We start from the raw sequence: 14,592 nt of genomic DNA on the forward strand, positions 1-14,592 counted from the left end.
TTTATTGTGGTTGTTATTTATAGTAAGGTAAGTTATGAACTCATCAAGTACACCAAACACCCTATTGTGGCCGTTTCTTGTTTACGGAGTTTTTGTTGTGCTCTTATTGACTCTCATTATTTCACTTTCCTTTTTTTTAGGTCAGCGACGTAAAGATAGGGCCACCGGCCAACCATACGAATCAGGAATATTAGCTACAGGATCAGCAAGACTTCGCTTTTCAGCACAGTTTTATCTGGTAGCCATGATATTTGTAATTTTTGATATCGAGGTCGTGTTTATTGTTCTATGGGCCTTAGCCTTTAAAGAATTAGGCTGGCCAGGCTACCTCAGTATTTGTGTTTTTATTGGATTACTCGTTGCAGTATTAATTTATGAATGGAGCATTGGCGCTCTTGATTTTGGCCCCAATGGTAAAAAAATACTGAAGGCCTACCACAAATTCACTTTAAAGAGACCTGTATCATGAAATGGTGGCTCACTAATCCGGCTGAACCGGCAAATGCAATAAAAGGAACTGGTTCTTTTGAAGAATCTGTTGGTCAGAGTGTGATGTTAACTACTGTTCAGGGCTTACTTGCATGGGGGAGAAAAAACTCGATGTGGCCCTTTCATTTTGGACTTTCCTGTTGTTTCGTTGAAATGGCCACCAGCCTCACCAGTAAATACGATGTAGCCCGTTTTGGAGCTGAAGTGATACGTGGCACTCCCCGGGAGGCCGATGTGATGGTAATAGCCGGAACCGTTTTTGTGAAAATGGCACCAATCATTAAGCGCCTTCATGAACAAATGATGGAACCAAAATGGGTCATATCCATGGGCTCTTGCGCCAACTCAGGTGGCATGTACGACATATATAGCGTAGTACAAGGTGTAGATAAGTTTTTACCGGTAGATGTTTACGTACCCGGATGTCCACCCCGGCCTGATGCCTTTATGCAAGGACTAATGCTCCTTGCCGATTCAGTTGGCAAGGAACAAAGACCTTTAAGCTGGGCCATTGGCCCCCAGGGAGTCATCAAACCGGAACAAGTATCAATGAAAGAACAAAAAAGACAGGAACGTAAAAAGATGATCAATTTTCGTACGCCTGATCAGATTTAATTAAAACAACCCAATAAAACTAAAGGCATGAACAACGATTCAGGCTTAACCGACGAATTGGTCGCCAAATTCGGTGCTCATTTCTTCACTCCCCAGCTTACTGCTGACGAGGTGACTACTTTATGGGTTGCAAAAGAAAATATACTGAAGGTGCTTAGGTTCCTCAAGCAAGATATTCCTCAGCGTTTTGAATTATTGTACGACCTCTGCGCAATTGACGAGCGCAGTCGTGCTAAAAAAAATGGATCTCCTGCATCCGATTTTGCTATTGTTTATCACCTATTATCACTCCAACGAAACTGCTTTATCCGTTTAAAGATTGCCTTACATGGCGATTACCCTACTCTCCCATCCATTACAGACTTATGGAAAAATGCCAATTGGTATGAGCGCGAAGTTTATGATATGTTCGGCATAAAATTCGAAGGACATCCTCATTTGCGCCGCATACTAATGCCACTTACCTGGGAAGGTCATCCTTTAAGAAAGGAACACCCAGCCAGAGCTACTGAAATGGGTCCCTTTAAGCTATGGGATGAAAAGCAGGATCAGGAACAAGAGGCCTTACAATTCCATCCGGAAGACTGGGGACTGAAAAAACAAAGTGAAGATGCAGACTTCATGTTCCTAAACCTTGGTCCACAACACCCTGGCACACACGGGGTGTTACGTATCATTCTTCAGCTGGATGGCGAAGACATTGTGGATGCAGTTCCTGATATTGGATTTCATCATCGGGGAGCAGAGAAAATGGGAGAACGTCAGTCATGGCACACCTATATCCCCTACACCGATCGTGTGGATTATCTGGGTGGGGTAATGAACAACCTTGCTTACCTATTAGCCGTCGAAAAACTAGCTGGAATTACGGTACCTGAACGCGTTAAAGTAATGCGTGTTATGCTTTGTGAGTTCTTCCGCATTGCAAGCCACCTGGTATGGTATGGCACTTTTGCGCAGGATTTAGGCCAGCTTTCGCCAGTATTTTACATGTTTACCGATAGGGAGAAAATATTCGACATTGTAGAGGCTATCTGCGGAGCAAGGATGCACCCCAACTGGTTTAGAATTGGTGGAGTTTCTCAGGATTTACCTATTGGCTGGGATAAACTGGTAAGTCATTTTGTTGCTTACTTCCCTAAACAGCTAAAAGAATATCACCAGATGGTGATGCGCAATAGTATTTTCAAAGCCCGCACAGTAGGTATTGGAATTTACACTTTGGAAGAAGCTTTGGAATGGGGTGTAACAGGCCCCGGTTTGCGCGCATGCGGACTGGAATGGGATTTCAGAAAAAAACAACCTTATTCAGGTTACGAAAACTTCGATTTTGACATACCAACCTCACAAAATGGTGATTGCTATGATAGAGCTCTGGTACGAGTAGATGAGATGTGGCAAAGCCTCCGCATTATTGATCAATGCCTGAAAAATATGCCCGAAGGAAGTTATAAATCAGACCATCCTTTAACTACTCCTCCCCTTAAAAAAAACACGATGAAGGATATTGAAACCCTCATTACCCACTTTTTAAATGTAAGCTGGGGACCCGTGATTCCTTCTGGTGAAACCATGAGTTGTATTGAAGCTACAAAAGGAGCGAACAGCTACTACCTTACCAGTGATGGCAATACTTCTCCTTACAGAGTCAGGATACGTACCCCTTCATTTCCACACATGCAGATGCTCCCCTATATCAGTAAAGGGTACACTATTGCCGACTTACTCTCCATTTTAGGAAGTATGGATTATGTACTCGCAGATATCGATAGATAAAACAAAAAGAAGATGTTATCAAAAGAAGAAATAAGAAGTATAGATCATGAGATTGCACTTGTTCCGGTGCGAAGGGCGGCCTGTATTGAAGCCCTCAAAATTGTGCAACACCATCGCGGATGGATTTCAGATGAGAGTCTACATGCCATTGCAGCGCACATGGAAATGTCTGCGGAAGAGCTGGATAGTGTAGCTACTTTCTACAACCTTATTTTTCGTAAACCTGTAGGCAGAAATATTATTTTACTATGTGATAGCATCAGCTGCTATGTGATGGGCTATGAGAAAATTTATGAGCATCTGCAGACCCTACTACACATCAAATTTGGAGAAACAACTCCAGATTACAGGTTTACCCTTTTACCAAATCCCTGTTTAGGCAGTTGTGACCATGCCCCTACATTAATGATCAATCAGGATACTTATAGAGACTTAACAAACGAAAAACTAGATGATATTTTAAAAGAATACAAATAACATGGAAAGGCCTTTAACCCAACACATCAATTTCAACCGCACATCACTTAATCTAAAGGATTATGTAAGTGTTGGTGGTTATCAGGCTGTGCACAAGGCGCTAAAATCTATGGCCCCACAGGACGTTACAAAGATGGTACAGGAGGCTGATCTTAAAGGCCGCGGAGGGGCAGGTTTCAACACAGGGATGAAATGGAGTTTTGTTCCTATGAACGAGGTTGGACAAATAAAATACCTGATAGCAAATGCTGATGAGATGGAGCCTGGAACTTTTAAAGACCGTATGTTGCTGGAGGGCAATCCTCACCAGTTGATTGAAGGTATGATTGTTTCTGCCTTTGCCATACAGGCTAACATTTCTTACGTTTTTTTACGCTGGGCCTATAAAAAAGCAGCCTGGCTCATTGAGCATGCGATAGCAGAAGCCTATGCTGCCGGTTACCTTGGCAAAAACATCTTAGGCTCTCGCTTTAACCTCGAAATGCACTTACATACCGGAATTGGCAGGTACATGTGCGGAGAAGAAACGGCTTTATTAAATGCACTAGAGGGAAAAAGAGCCACACCGCGTGCTAAACCGCCTTTTCCACAAGTAAGTGGCTTATTTGGTAAACCCACTATCGTTAACAACGTAGAAACGTTAAGTAACATTCCACATATCATTAACAACGGGCCTGATTGGTTTAAAGCATTGAGTCTAACCTCTGATGCTGGCACAAAACTATATGGCATTAGCGGTAAGGTAAATAAACCGGGATTATGGGAACTACCTATGGGTACAACTATAAGGGAACTCATTGAAGAACATGCGGGAGGTATGAAAAAAGGTTTCAAATTTAGAGGTGCCCTTCCGGGAGGTGCTTCTACTGATTTTCTGGTAGAAGAGCACCTTGATGTTAAAATGGATTATAAATCTGTTTCCGCAGCAGGGAGCCGACTGGGAACTGGCACAATGATTATTCTAGACGACCACACCTGTCCGGTTGGCTTTGTACATAATCTGGAACATTTCTTTGCACAAGAATCCTGTGGATGGTGCACTCCATGTAGGGAAGGCTTACCATGGACAGAAAGAATTTTGCTTTCCATTGAAAATGGAGAAGGCCGAATGGAGGATCTGGACTTGCTTGAAATGCATACACATCATCTAGGTCCTGGAAATACTTTTTGTGCTTTGGCTCCTGGAGCAATGGAGCCTCTTCAAAGTGGTTTAAAATATTTCAGAGAAGACTTTGAAAAACATATAAATGAAAAAAAATGTCCCTGGAGGTGAAAAAAATGGCAATCATATATATTGATCATAAAGCTTACGAAGTAACGCCAGGCAAAAATGTGCTGGAAACCTGCCTTACGCTAGGTTTTAACCTGCCCTATTTTTGCTGGCATCCAGCTATGGGGTCTGTAGGTGCTTGTCGTCAATGTGCCATTAAACTTTTTAAAGATGAGGACGATACCAGAGGACGTTTGGTAATGTCGTGCATGGAAATGGTGAAAGACAATATGTATTTGTCGATTGATGACCCAACAGCCAAAGCTTTTCGTGCGCAGGTGATTGAATGGTTAATGACCAACCACCCGCATGATTGTGCTGTTTGTGATGAAGGAGGCGCTTGTCACCTTCAGGACATGACTGTTATGACGGGCCATACCTACCGTCGTTTTAACTACCCTAAACGCAGCTATAAGAACCAATACCTCGGCCCCTTCATCAATCATGAAATGAACCGCTGTATTCAATGCTATCGCTGTGTCCGCTTTTATAAAGATTATGCCGGCGGAAAAGATTTGGATGTATTTGCTGCTCATAACCATGTTTATTTTGGAAGAGCTGAAGATGGCATTCTGGAGAATGAATTTAGTGGCAACCTTGCTGAAATTTGTCCTACAGGGGTTTTTACTGACAGAACCCTAAAGGCGCACTATACCCGAAAATGGGACATGACTACGGCTCCATCCATTTGTCAACATTGCAGTCTGGGTTGTAATATCATTGCCGGAGAGCGGTATGGAGAACTCCGCCAAATTACCAGCCGCTTTAACGGGGAGGTAAACGGATATTTTCTTTGCGATCGTGGACGGTTTGGTTATGAATTTGTAAACAGTACCAATCGGGTTCAGCAACCATTAATACGCTCAAAAAGCTCTGATGCGACGGATAAACAGAGCTTGTATCATTACCTTAAAAACATCTTAGCTACTGATAAAATAATCGGTATCGCCTCACCAAGGGCATCACTTGAAGCTAACTTTGCACTAAGGAAACTGGTTGGAAAAGAGAATTTTTATCAAGGCATTCCAGAAATGGAAGCTCTCCTTATGCGTTGTATACTCTACATACTAAACACAGGGCATGTCCATTCTTCATCACTCAAAGAAATGGAATCTGCCGATGTAGTTTTAATACTTGGAGAAGACCCAACCAATGCAGCTCCCTTAATGGCCTTAGCCATTAGACAGGCGGTACGTAGAGAGCCAATCCAAAAAGGAGAAATGTATATAGCCCATCCTACGCAAACTAAATTAGATGAGTTGGCTAGTAATGCTGCACACCTATCACCTGATGAAATTGCACGACTAGGATATGCCATAGCCAATGCACTTAATAAAAATGCTCCTTTACCGGAAAACCTTAACGCGAATACCTTAAAGCTTGCCAAACGCATTGCCCGCATCTTAAAAAAAGCCACAAAACCATTAATTATTAGCGGAACAAGCTTAGGAAGCGAATCAATCATTAAAGCAGCTGCAAATGTTGCCTTTGCCTTGAGTACTGATGATAAAAAAGCAAGTCTATCTTTTATCGTACCCGAGTGCAATTCAATGGGGCTGGCGATGATGAAAGCTCCATCCTTAATGCACGCTAAAGAAACAATAGAAAATGGCAAAGCAAACACCATTATTGTGTTAGAAAATGACCTTTACCGCCGCAGTGCAAAAAAAGAAATAGACACTCTTTTTAACCTATGCAAAGAGGTTATTGTATTAGATCATCTCCACAATGAAACTACCGGTAAAGCAAGTGTATTAATACCTGTTGCCACCTTTGCAGAAGCAGAAGGTACAATGGTAAACAATGAAGGCAGAGCACAGCGTTTCTTTCAGGTATTTAGTCCTAAAAATGAGAACTTTAGAGAAAGCTGGAGGTGGCTTGACGAGTTCAGGCAGTTTAAAGATGGCATAAACCCTGAAGAGCTAAAAGTACCCGACGATTTGATGACAGAGATGGTAGCATCAATGCCTCAGTTTAAAGGCGCAGAAGCTGTGACTCCAGACGCAGATTTCCGTATGTTCGGACAAAAAATACCTCGCGAGCCACATCGTTACAGTGGTCGCACAGCTATGCTGGCGAACATTAATGTTAGTGAGCCTAAACCTCATGAAGATTCTATTTCAGCGTTATCATTTACAATGGAAGGCTACAAAGGCATGCCTCCAGCTCCCTTAATTCCATTTTTCTGGGCACCGGGTTGGAACTCTGTACAATCCATCAATAAGTATCAAGAGGAAGTGGGTGGCTCTTTGCGCGGTGGCGACCCTGGTAAAAGATTGTTCCCAAAAATGCCTGTCTTAGAAAAAATATTCATGAATCATATCCCCCCAGTTTTTTCACCATTACCAGGGGAATGGCAGATCCTTTCTTTACCACAAATTTTTGGCACGGAAGAACTCAGCATTTACACTCCGGGTGTCGCAGAACGTGCTCCAAAACCATACATCGCCATCAATAAAAAGGATGCAAAAAGCTTAAATATTATAGAGAATGAAAGTCTGCAAGTGCAGATACAGGATCAGAATTATACGCTTCCGGTAAGGATAAAAAAAGAACTCCCTGATGGTTTGGCTGGCATTCCATATAACATTCCCGGAATGTGCGGAATAGGCTGGCCAGCAAAAGGAACATTAAAGAAAGGAAAAACATGAGCACTGTACTTCAATATATCGTAATGATTGTAATTGTGTTATTTGTTTTAACCACAATTGCAGCCTGGCTAATCTGGCTGGAACGACGAATGCTGGCTGTTTGGCAAAATAGATGTGGCCCAAATCGTGCCGGTCCTTTTGGGCTGTTCATTGTGGTTGCAGATACCATCAAACTGTTTTTCAAAGAAGATTGGATTCCACCATTTGCGGATAAAACCATATTTGTAATTGCCCCGGCAATTGTTGCTGCCACGGTATTGATGAGTTTTGTAATTATCCCTTATGCACCAGGTATTCTTATCGCTGATCTGAATGTCGGTTTGCTTTTCTTCCTTGCCATGTCCTCTTTAGGTGTATACAGCATTGTGCTTGGTGGTTGGGCGTCTAACAATAAATACTCCCTTTTAGGAGCATTACGTGGTGCTTCGCAAATGATCAGTTATGAAGTATTTATGGCCCTCTCCCTTATGGGAGTAGTGATGATCTCAGGCTCCTTCAGGTTGTCAGATATCGTAATGGCTCAAAAAGATTGCTGGTTTATCATTACCCAACCCACGGCTTTTGTGGTTTTCATGATTGCGGGCATTGCCGAAACACATCGGCTTCCTTTTGATATTCCGGAAGCAGAAAGTGAGCTCGTGGCAGGTTTCCATTCAGAATATTCGGGTATGAAATTCGGGATGTTCTTTATTGGCGAATACCTGGGAATCACCCTCATTTCGGCAATGGTGGTAACGCTGTTTTTTGGAGGCTGGTTAGGCCCGGCATTCCTCCCTCCATTGGTTTGGTTTATACTTAAAACTTTTGTTTTCATTTTGTTTTTCATTTTACTGAGGGCTTCACTGCCAAGACCCAGATATGATCAACTGATGGAATATGGATGGAAAATATTATTACCTGTGGCTTTATTAAACTTATTAATTACCGGAGCAATTGTATTGATGATGAACAAATGATGACCTCTTAAAGTGGTAATCATGACATAAAAACGAAAGCAATGATTAGTCTGCTAAGAACGATTGGACTCACTTTTCTGCACATGTTCAGAAAAAGAGAAACGATACAGTATCCTGAGGAAAAGGTGTCATTGCACCCTCGTTGGCGTGGACGAATCGTTTTAACCAGAGACCCAGATATGGGTGAGCGCTGTGTGGGCTGTTATTTATGCGCTGCCGCTTGTCCGGTTGATTGTATTTCATTACAAGCCACCGAAGATGAAAATGGCCGAAGATACCCCGAGTTCTTTCGCATCAATTTCTCACGTTGTATTTTTTGTGGCTACTGCGAGGAAGCCTGCCCCACTTACGCAATACAGCTTATCCCCGACTTTGAGATGGCAGAATACAACCGTCAGGATTTGGTTTATGAGAAAGAAGATTTATTAATCGATAGTCAGGGTAAATACCCCGGTTACAATTATTACAAAGTTGCCGGATTGGATTCCGGTGTAAAAGGAAAAGGAGAAGGCCACAACGAAGATCCTCCTATTGACGTACATAGTTTATTACCCTAAAAATGGACATTATATTCTATATCACTGCTTTTGTGACCCTAAGTTCTACCCTTATGGTTGTTACCCGGCACAACCCTGTACATGCCTTACTATATCTTGTTATTTCTCTGTTATCATTGTCTGTGATCTTCTTTTTGCTGGGTGCACCATTTGCAGCATTGCTTGAAATTATCATCTATGCAGGTGCAATTATGGTACTTTTTATATTTGTAATTATGCTTTTAAACCTTGGCAAGGAAACAGCAAAACAAGAGAAAGAATGGCTCAAACCCAAGGTTTGGGCAGGACCAACCATCTTATCGGCCATCCTTTTAGCAGAACTGCTTTTTCTAATCACCCTGCCTAACAACACCACATCCAGTCAACAAACTGTGGATGCTAAAGCGGTGGCCATTTCATTATTCGGGCCATATCTTATTGGCGTAGAGCTGGCCGCCATGTTATTAATGGCCGGCGTAGTAGGCGCAGCACATATTGGGCAACATAAAAAAACTGTATTACACCGATTTTTAAAAGAGGAGGAACCATCATGAACCCATCTGTATCTATAGAAATGATTCTGTTACTGGCCGGTTTACTTTTCGTATTGGGCATTGTCGGAGTTATTATCCGCAAGAATATCATTTTTATGCTGCTCTCCATTGAAATAATGTTGAATGCTGCCGGTCTTGCATTTGTTGCTGCCGGATCACACTGGGGGCAACCCGATGGACAAATAATGTTCATTTTTATTTTGGCAATGGCTGCTGCAGAAGTTTCTATTGGGCTAGCATTAATACTACAGACTTATCATCAACATAAATCACTGGATATTGACACTTTGAAAGAAATGAAAGGATAATCATGAATAACCTATTGTGGCTCATACCTGCTTTGCCTCTTGCCGGCTTTTTTCTATTAGCACTGGCAGGCAAACGTATGCCATTAATTTGGGTGGCCATAATTGGCGCAGGAAGTGTAAGCCTTTCGGCTATTGTGATGTTTATTATTGGTATCAACTTTCTTTTGCTACCACCTACAAGTGGCCATTACGCTTTAACTTTATGGACATGGATGGATGTAGCAGGCTTTACCCCAAAGATTACTCTTTACTTAGATGCTTTATCTCTTGTTTTTGTATTTGTGATCACCTTTATCGGAGCCCTCATACACATTTATTCTATCGCCTTTATGGCCACCGACAAAGACTATTCGCGCTTTTTTGCTTGCATGAATCTGTTTGTATTTTCAATGCTCTTGCTGGTTCTTGCAGATAATTTATTGCTGTTATATTTGGGATGGGAAGGTGTTGGCCTCTGCAGCTATTTGCTTATTGGCTTTTGGTATGAAAATCCAAATAATGGCTATGCTGCCAGAAAAGCCTTTATCATTACAAGGATTGGGGATACAGCAATGGCTATCGGACTTTTTGTAATCTTTTACCAGTTTGGCACCCTCTTGATTCCTGAAATTCTGGCAAAAGCCCCTGCCCTATGGCAATCCGGAGCCTCAATAGCCACCATTACCGCCCTCTTGCTACTAGCCGGAGGGTTAGGAAAATCAGCTCAAATGCCACTGCAAACATGGTTGCCTGATGCCATGGCTGGCCCATCTCCGGTAAGTGCACTGATTCATGCAGCTACCATGGTAACAGCGGGAGTTTACCTCATTGCAAGGATGCACGTTATTTTTCAACTGTCGCCAATGGCTCAACTGATCGTCGCCATAATTGGAGCAGCAACCTTATTTATTGCCGGTTTTAGTGCACTTACACAATATGACATTAAACGGGTGCTTGCATACTCAACCATCAGCCAAATTGGTTATATGTTTCTTGCATTAGGATTGGGTGCATGGACAGCCGCTATTTTCCATTTCATGATCCATGCTTTTTTTAAAGCGCTTTTGTTCCTTGCAGCAGGTGCAGTGATAGAGGCGCTAGACCATGAACACAATATGTTCAAAATGGGTGGCCTTAAAAATAAACTTCCTGTGGTTTTCTGGACTTTTCTTATCGGCGCTGCCTCGTTAGCAGCCTTGCCTTTAATAAGCGCCGGATTTTACAGTAAAGATCAGATTTTATGGTATGCCTGGGCAGGGCAAAATGGTACTCCATTATTGTGGTTTATTGCTATTTTAGGTGCGTTCATTACTGCTGCTTACACTGCAAGAATGGTAATACTCACCTTTTTTGGTGAGGCTAAAACAGCTGTTGGGCATATACCCGACAAGTTAATGACCATTCCATTAATCATACTTGCTTTTTTTTCACTTTGTGCAGGCTTTATTGAACTGCCCCATAACTTTGGCAAGCTCACCCTTTTTTCAGACTTCCTGCATCAGGTATTGCCTGAAACTATTTTAAAATCTGCCGCCAGCGGAGAATTGCTATTTCAACTTCTTGCATCCCTGGCCACTTTTGCAGGGATATACACTGCTTATATATTATGGCGCAAAGAACCTGAACGTATTCAAAAATTTAAACAGTCGGATTTTATGATGAGGCTTTACAGTTTCTGGCATGATGGCTGGGGCTTTGATAAATTATACAATACGCTGTTTGTAAGGCCCATTATTTTTATAGCCAACATCAACAAAAATGATGTGATTGATAGAATTTATCAGGGCATCACCTTTGTAACTGTCGGCATCTACAAGTCGTTATCATTAATGCAATCGGGATCTCTAAGGTGGTACATTATGGGACTTGTTATAGGTGCAATTATCATATTAGGTTTACAAATTATGTTATGATACTAGTGTGGCTCATCGGCTTATTAATGGGAGGAGGCTTATTGGCACTCCTAGTTGGGAAATGGAACAAAACCTTACCCCGATGGATTTCACTATACACCCTGGTTATCGGTTTTATTGCACTGATATCCTTTTGGTTTGACAATTATAACACGGTAAACATCCAACCATCAAACTCATGGCTGGTAGATTTTCAACAGGAATGGATTCCTTCTTTTGGCATCAGCTTCCATTTGGCAATCGACGGCCTCAGCCTGGTATTGCTGACACTGGCCTTTTTTCTTGGAATTTTGGCCGTACTGTGTTCATGGAAAGAAATAACAGAACGAGTTGGCTTTTATCATTTCAATTTACTTTGGATACTGGCTGGTATATCGGGGGTATTTATGGCTATGGACTTGTTTCTGTTTTACTTTTTCTGGGAAGTGATGCTCATTCCTATGTATTTCCTAATCGGTATATGGGGAAGTAAAAATCGGGAATATGCAGCCTACAAGTTTTTCATTTTCACCCAGGCAAGTGGTCTGTTGATGTTCTTGGCTATTCTGGGTCTATATTTTGTTCATGGTAAGACAAGCGGAAACTATACTTTTAACTACTTCGAATTACTGGGGACCACTATTTCTCCTCAGCTTGCCTTTTGGCTGATGATGGGTTTTATGATTGCTTTTGTAGTAAAACTACCCCTTATTCCTTTCCATTCCTGGCTCCCCGATGCACATAGTGAAGCACCAACTGCTGGAAGCTTAATTTTAGCTGGATTGCTATTAAAAACCGGGGCATATGGTATATTAAGATTTGTACTTCCCTTATTTCCAGAAGCCTCAATAGAATTGGCGCCATGGGCAATGTTTCTGGGGGTGATTGGAATTATTTACGGAGCTATTCTTGCCTATGCGCAAACCGATCTTAAGCGCCTGATCGCCTATACAAGTGTGAGCCATATGGGATTTGTGGTATTGGGTATTTTTGCGTTCAATGCTTTGGCTTTTCAGGGAGTTGTTATGCAACTGGTAGCTCATGCAATCAGTACAGGCGCATTGTTTATTATTGCCGGAATGCTAAAAGAGCGCCTGCATACCCGAGAGATTGACCAAATGGGTGGACTTTGGTTGCAGATGCCAAAAATGGGCGCTATAGCCACCTTACTTGCCATGGCCTCCTTAGGTTTACCAGGATTAGGAAATTTTGTTGCAGAATTTCTCATTTTACTAGGAGCCTTTAAGGCTAGTGCCTGGTTTACTGTACTGGCAACAATCGGGCTTATCTTCTCTGCCATTTACTCCTTAAGAATTCTACAAAAAGTATTTTTAGGTCCAACAGAAAGAACTGAGTCCATTAAAGATTTTTCAAAGAGAGAATTAGCAATAATGACAGTATTAACCATTTCAATTATATGGCTTGGTCTGTTTCCACAACTGATAATTGATACCGCTAAACCTATGATCAATAAACTGGAGCAATTATTCCCTGCTGGCAATGACAACAATAAACAACCTATAAAGCCAATAACAATAGAAAATGATGACAAGTAACGACTTCTTCGCGCTTACCCCATTACTATTACTTGCCGGATCTTCCGTGCTGATCATGCTTCTTATTGCCATAAAATTAAGTCACCGCAGCATCCAAATCAGTAGCCTCTTACTATTTTTAATCTCTTTTTCTTCTCTATTTGCTATTCAAAAAATACTCCCTTATCGTATAGAACCCCTACTTGTAATTGATGATTTTTCGGTATTCATTATGGGACTGATTATTTTTTCCAGTCTTGTAGTCAATATCATTTCTTACATCTACTTTGAAGAAAAGGAAGAAAGCCCGAAGGAATATTACGTACTGCTTTTTCTATGTACTCTTGGTGCTTGTGTGCTTGCAACAAGCCAGCATTTTGCTTCTTTATTTTTAGGCCTCGAAATTCTTACGGTTGGTCTTTACGCCCTTATCGCTTATTTTCGGGGTCGTCACCACAATATTGAAGCAGGAATTAAATACCTGATTTTAGCGGCATTCTCTTCAGCATTTCTCCTTTTTGGTATGGCACTCATATACTTCCAAACCGGAACCCTGGAGTTTTCAGCGATTGCCCGTAGCCTGAGTACGCACACTTCATTACCTCCCCTGTTTCTTACCGGTTTCGGGCTAATGCTTGTTGGTATAGGATTTAAACTTGCTGTGGTTCCATTCCATATGTGGACTGCCGATGTATATCAGGGAGCGCCTACACCAGTCACCGCATTTATTGCTACAGCTTCTAAAGGAGGTGTATTTGCTGTGCTTATCCGTTTTTTTATAGCTATTGATGGCTTCAGGTATCAAACGGTTATGTTTGTGTTTATAAGCATTGCTATCGCATCTATGATTATTGGTAATCTGCTTGCCCTACAGCAAAAAAATGTAAAACGGATCCTGGCCTATTCATCTATTGCTCACCTTGGCTATTTACTAGTTGCCTTTATTCCTGGAGGCTCAATGAGCATACAATCTATTAGTTTTTATTTAGCCGCCTATTTTGTAACCACACTGTGTGCTTTTGGAGTGATCACTGTACTATCAAACAAAGAAAAGGATTTAGAGAATATAAACAATTTTAAAGCCTTATTTTGGGATCACCCTGTGCTGGCCTGTATTTTTAGTGCAGCACTACTTTCGCTCGCAGGAATACCACTCACGGCAGGCTTTATCGGTAAATTTTATATACTGGCGACTGGTATACAAAGCGGTTTTTGGGCACTGACATTAATACTAGTTATTAGCAGTGTTTTTGGCTTATACTATTATTTAAGAATCATCACCACCATGTTTTCCGGACAGCAAAATACCTCCCCACAGAAAAGCTTAGCACATCCTGTTTTTTACCTCATCAGCAGCGTCGTTTTATGTGTCTTAACTTTGTTGATTATCTGGTTTGGAGTCTATCCATCAGGCTTGATGCAACTTATCGAGCATTTTCAAATTAGATAACAAATACCTTCTTTATCAATAATATTTCTTTGCAGTAATACGGTTGTGATAATCTTACACCAATAAAAAATTATCTGCAAAAGGAATTGCAAAAAAGGAAGAAA

Annotated in this window: 13 protein-coding genes; all 13 read left to right on the plus strand. The window is 41.6% G+C overall.

Going from position 1 to position 14,592, the window contains the following annotated elements; all coding sequences use genetic code 11:
• Positions 1-34 precede the first annotated feature (34 nt).
• Genes J1905_RS13820 through J1905_RS13880 form a run of 13 tightly spaced genes read left to right on the plus strand, consistent with a single transcriptional unit; the run spans position 35 to position 14,488 of the window.
• Positions 35-469, plus strand: coding sequence for an NADH-quinone oxidoreductase subunit A (locus tag J1905_RS13820; RefSeq protein ID WP_214227860.1), 435 nt, complete (start codon positions 35-37; stop codon positions 467-469).
• The gene (gene nuoB, locus J1905_RS13825) at positions 466-1,104 is read left to right on the plus strand and encodes an NADH-quinone oxidoreductase subunit NuoB (RefSeq protein WP_214227861.1); all 639 of its coding nucleotides are present in this window, start codon (positions 466-468) and stop codon (positions 1,102-1,104) included. The genes J1905_RS13820 and nuoB overlap by 4 nt, the downstream gene beginning before the upstream one ends.
• 27 nt (positions 1,105-1,131) lie before the next feature.
• Entirely contained in the window at positions 1,132-2,880 is a 1,749-nt protein-coding gene (nuoC, locus tag J1905_RS13830) for an NADH-quinone oxidoreductase subunit C/D (protein WP_214227862.1), read from the plus strand.
• A 12-nt stretch (positions 2,881-2,892) separates the two neighbouring features.
• Positions 2,893-3,357, plus strand: coding sequence for an NADH-quinone oxidoreductase subunit NuoE (gene nuoE, locus J1905_RS13835; RefSeq protein WP_214227863.1), 465 nt, complete (start codon positions 2,893-2,895; stop codon positions 3,355-3,357).
• A gap of 1 nt (position 3,358) precedes the next feature.
• Complete coding sequence (gene nuoF / locus J1905_RS13840; protein ID WP_214227864.1) at positions 3,359-4,630, plus strand: NADH-quinone oxidoreductase subunit NuoF; 1,272 nt, start codon at positions 3,359-3,361, stop codon at positions 4,628-4,630.
• A gap of 5 nt (positions 4,631-4,635) precedes the next feature.
• Positions 4,636-7,278: an NADH-quinone oxidoreductase subunit NuoG gene (gene nuoG, locus J1905_RS13845; protein WP_214227865.1), complete on the plus strand. Its 2,643-nt coding sequence runs from the start codon at positions 4,636-4,638 to the stop codon at positions 7,276-7,278.
• Positions 7,275-8,234, plus strand: coding sequence for an NADH-quinone oxidoreductase subunit NuoH (nuoH, locus tag J1905_RS13850; protein WP_214227866.1), 960 nt, complete (start codon positions 7,275-7,277; stop codon positions 8,232-8,234). The genes nuoG and nuoH overlap by 4 nt, the downstream gene beginning before the upstream one ends.
• A gap of 41 nt (positions 8,235-8,275) precedes the next feature.
• Positions 8,276-8,791 carry an NADH-quinone oxidoreductase subunit NuoI gene (gene nuoI, locus J1905_RS13855; protein ID WP_214227867.1) on the plus strand — a complete coding sequence of 172 codons (516 nt, stop codon included), beginning with the start codon at positions 8,276-8,278 and terminating at the stop codon, positions 8,789-8,791.
• A gap of 2 nt (positions 8,792-8,793) precedes the next feature.
• Positions 8,794-9,324 carry an NADH-quinone oxidoreductase subunit J gene (nuoJ, locus tag J1905_RS13860; RefSeq protein ID WP_214227868.1) on the plus strand — a complete coding sequence of 177 codons (531 nt, stop codon included), beginning with the start codon at positions 8,794-8,796 and terminating at the stop codon, positions 9,322-9,324.
• Positions 9,321-9,632: an NADH-quinone oxidoreductase subunit NuoK gene (gene nuoK, locus J1905_RS13865; RefSeq protein WP_214227869.1), complete on the plus strand. Its 312-nt coding sequence runs from the start codon at positions 9,321-9,323 to the stop codon at positions 9,630-9,632. Before nuoJ ends, nuoK begins: the two co-directional genes overlap by 4 nt.
• Before the next feature lie 2 nt (positions 9,633-9,634).
• Entirely contained in the window at positions 9,635-11,524 is a 1,890-nt protein-coding gene (gene nuoL / locus J1905_RS13870) for an NADH-quinone oxidoreductase subunit L (protein WP_214227870.1), read from the plus strand.
• Positions 11,521-13,059 carry an NADH-quinone oxidoreductase subunit M gene (gene nuoM / locus J1905_RS13875; RefSeq protein ID WP_214227871.1) on the plus strand — a complete coding sequence of 513 codons (1,539 nt, stop codon included), beginning with the start codon at positions 11,521-11,523 and terminating at the stop codon, positions 13,057-13,059. Before nuoL ends, nuoM begins: the two co-directional genes overlap by 4 nt.
• A complete protein-coding gene (locus J1905_RS13880) occupies positions 13,046-14,488 on the plus strand; it encodes an NADH-quinone oxidoreductase subunit N (protein WP_250318095.1) in 1,443 nt (480 codons plus the stop codon). Before nuoM ends, J1905_RS13880 begins: the two co-directional genes overlap by 14 nt.
• Positions 14,489-14,592 lie beyond the last annotated feature (104 nt).

It is taken from the genome of Pedobacter sp. B4-66, assembly GCF_018492665.1.
In the GTDB taxonomy this organism is placed as follows: domain Bacteria; phylum Bacteroidota; class Bacteroidia; order Sphingobacteriales; family Sphingobacteriaceae; genus Pedobacter.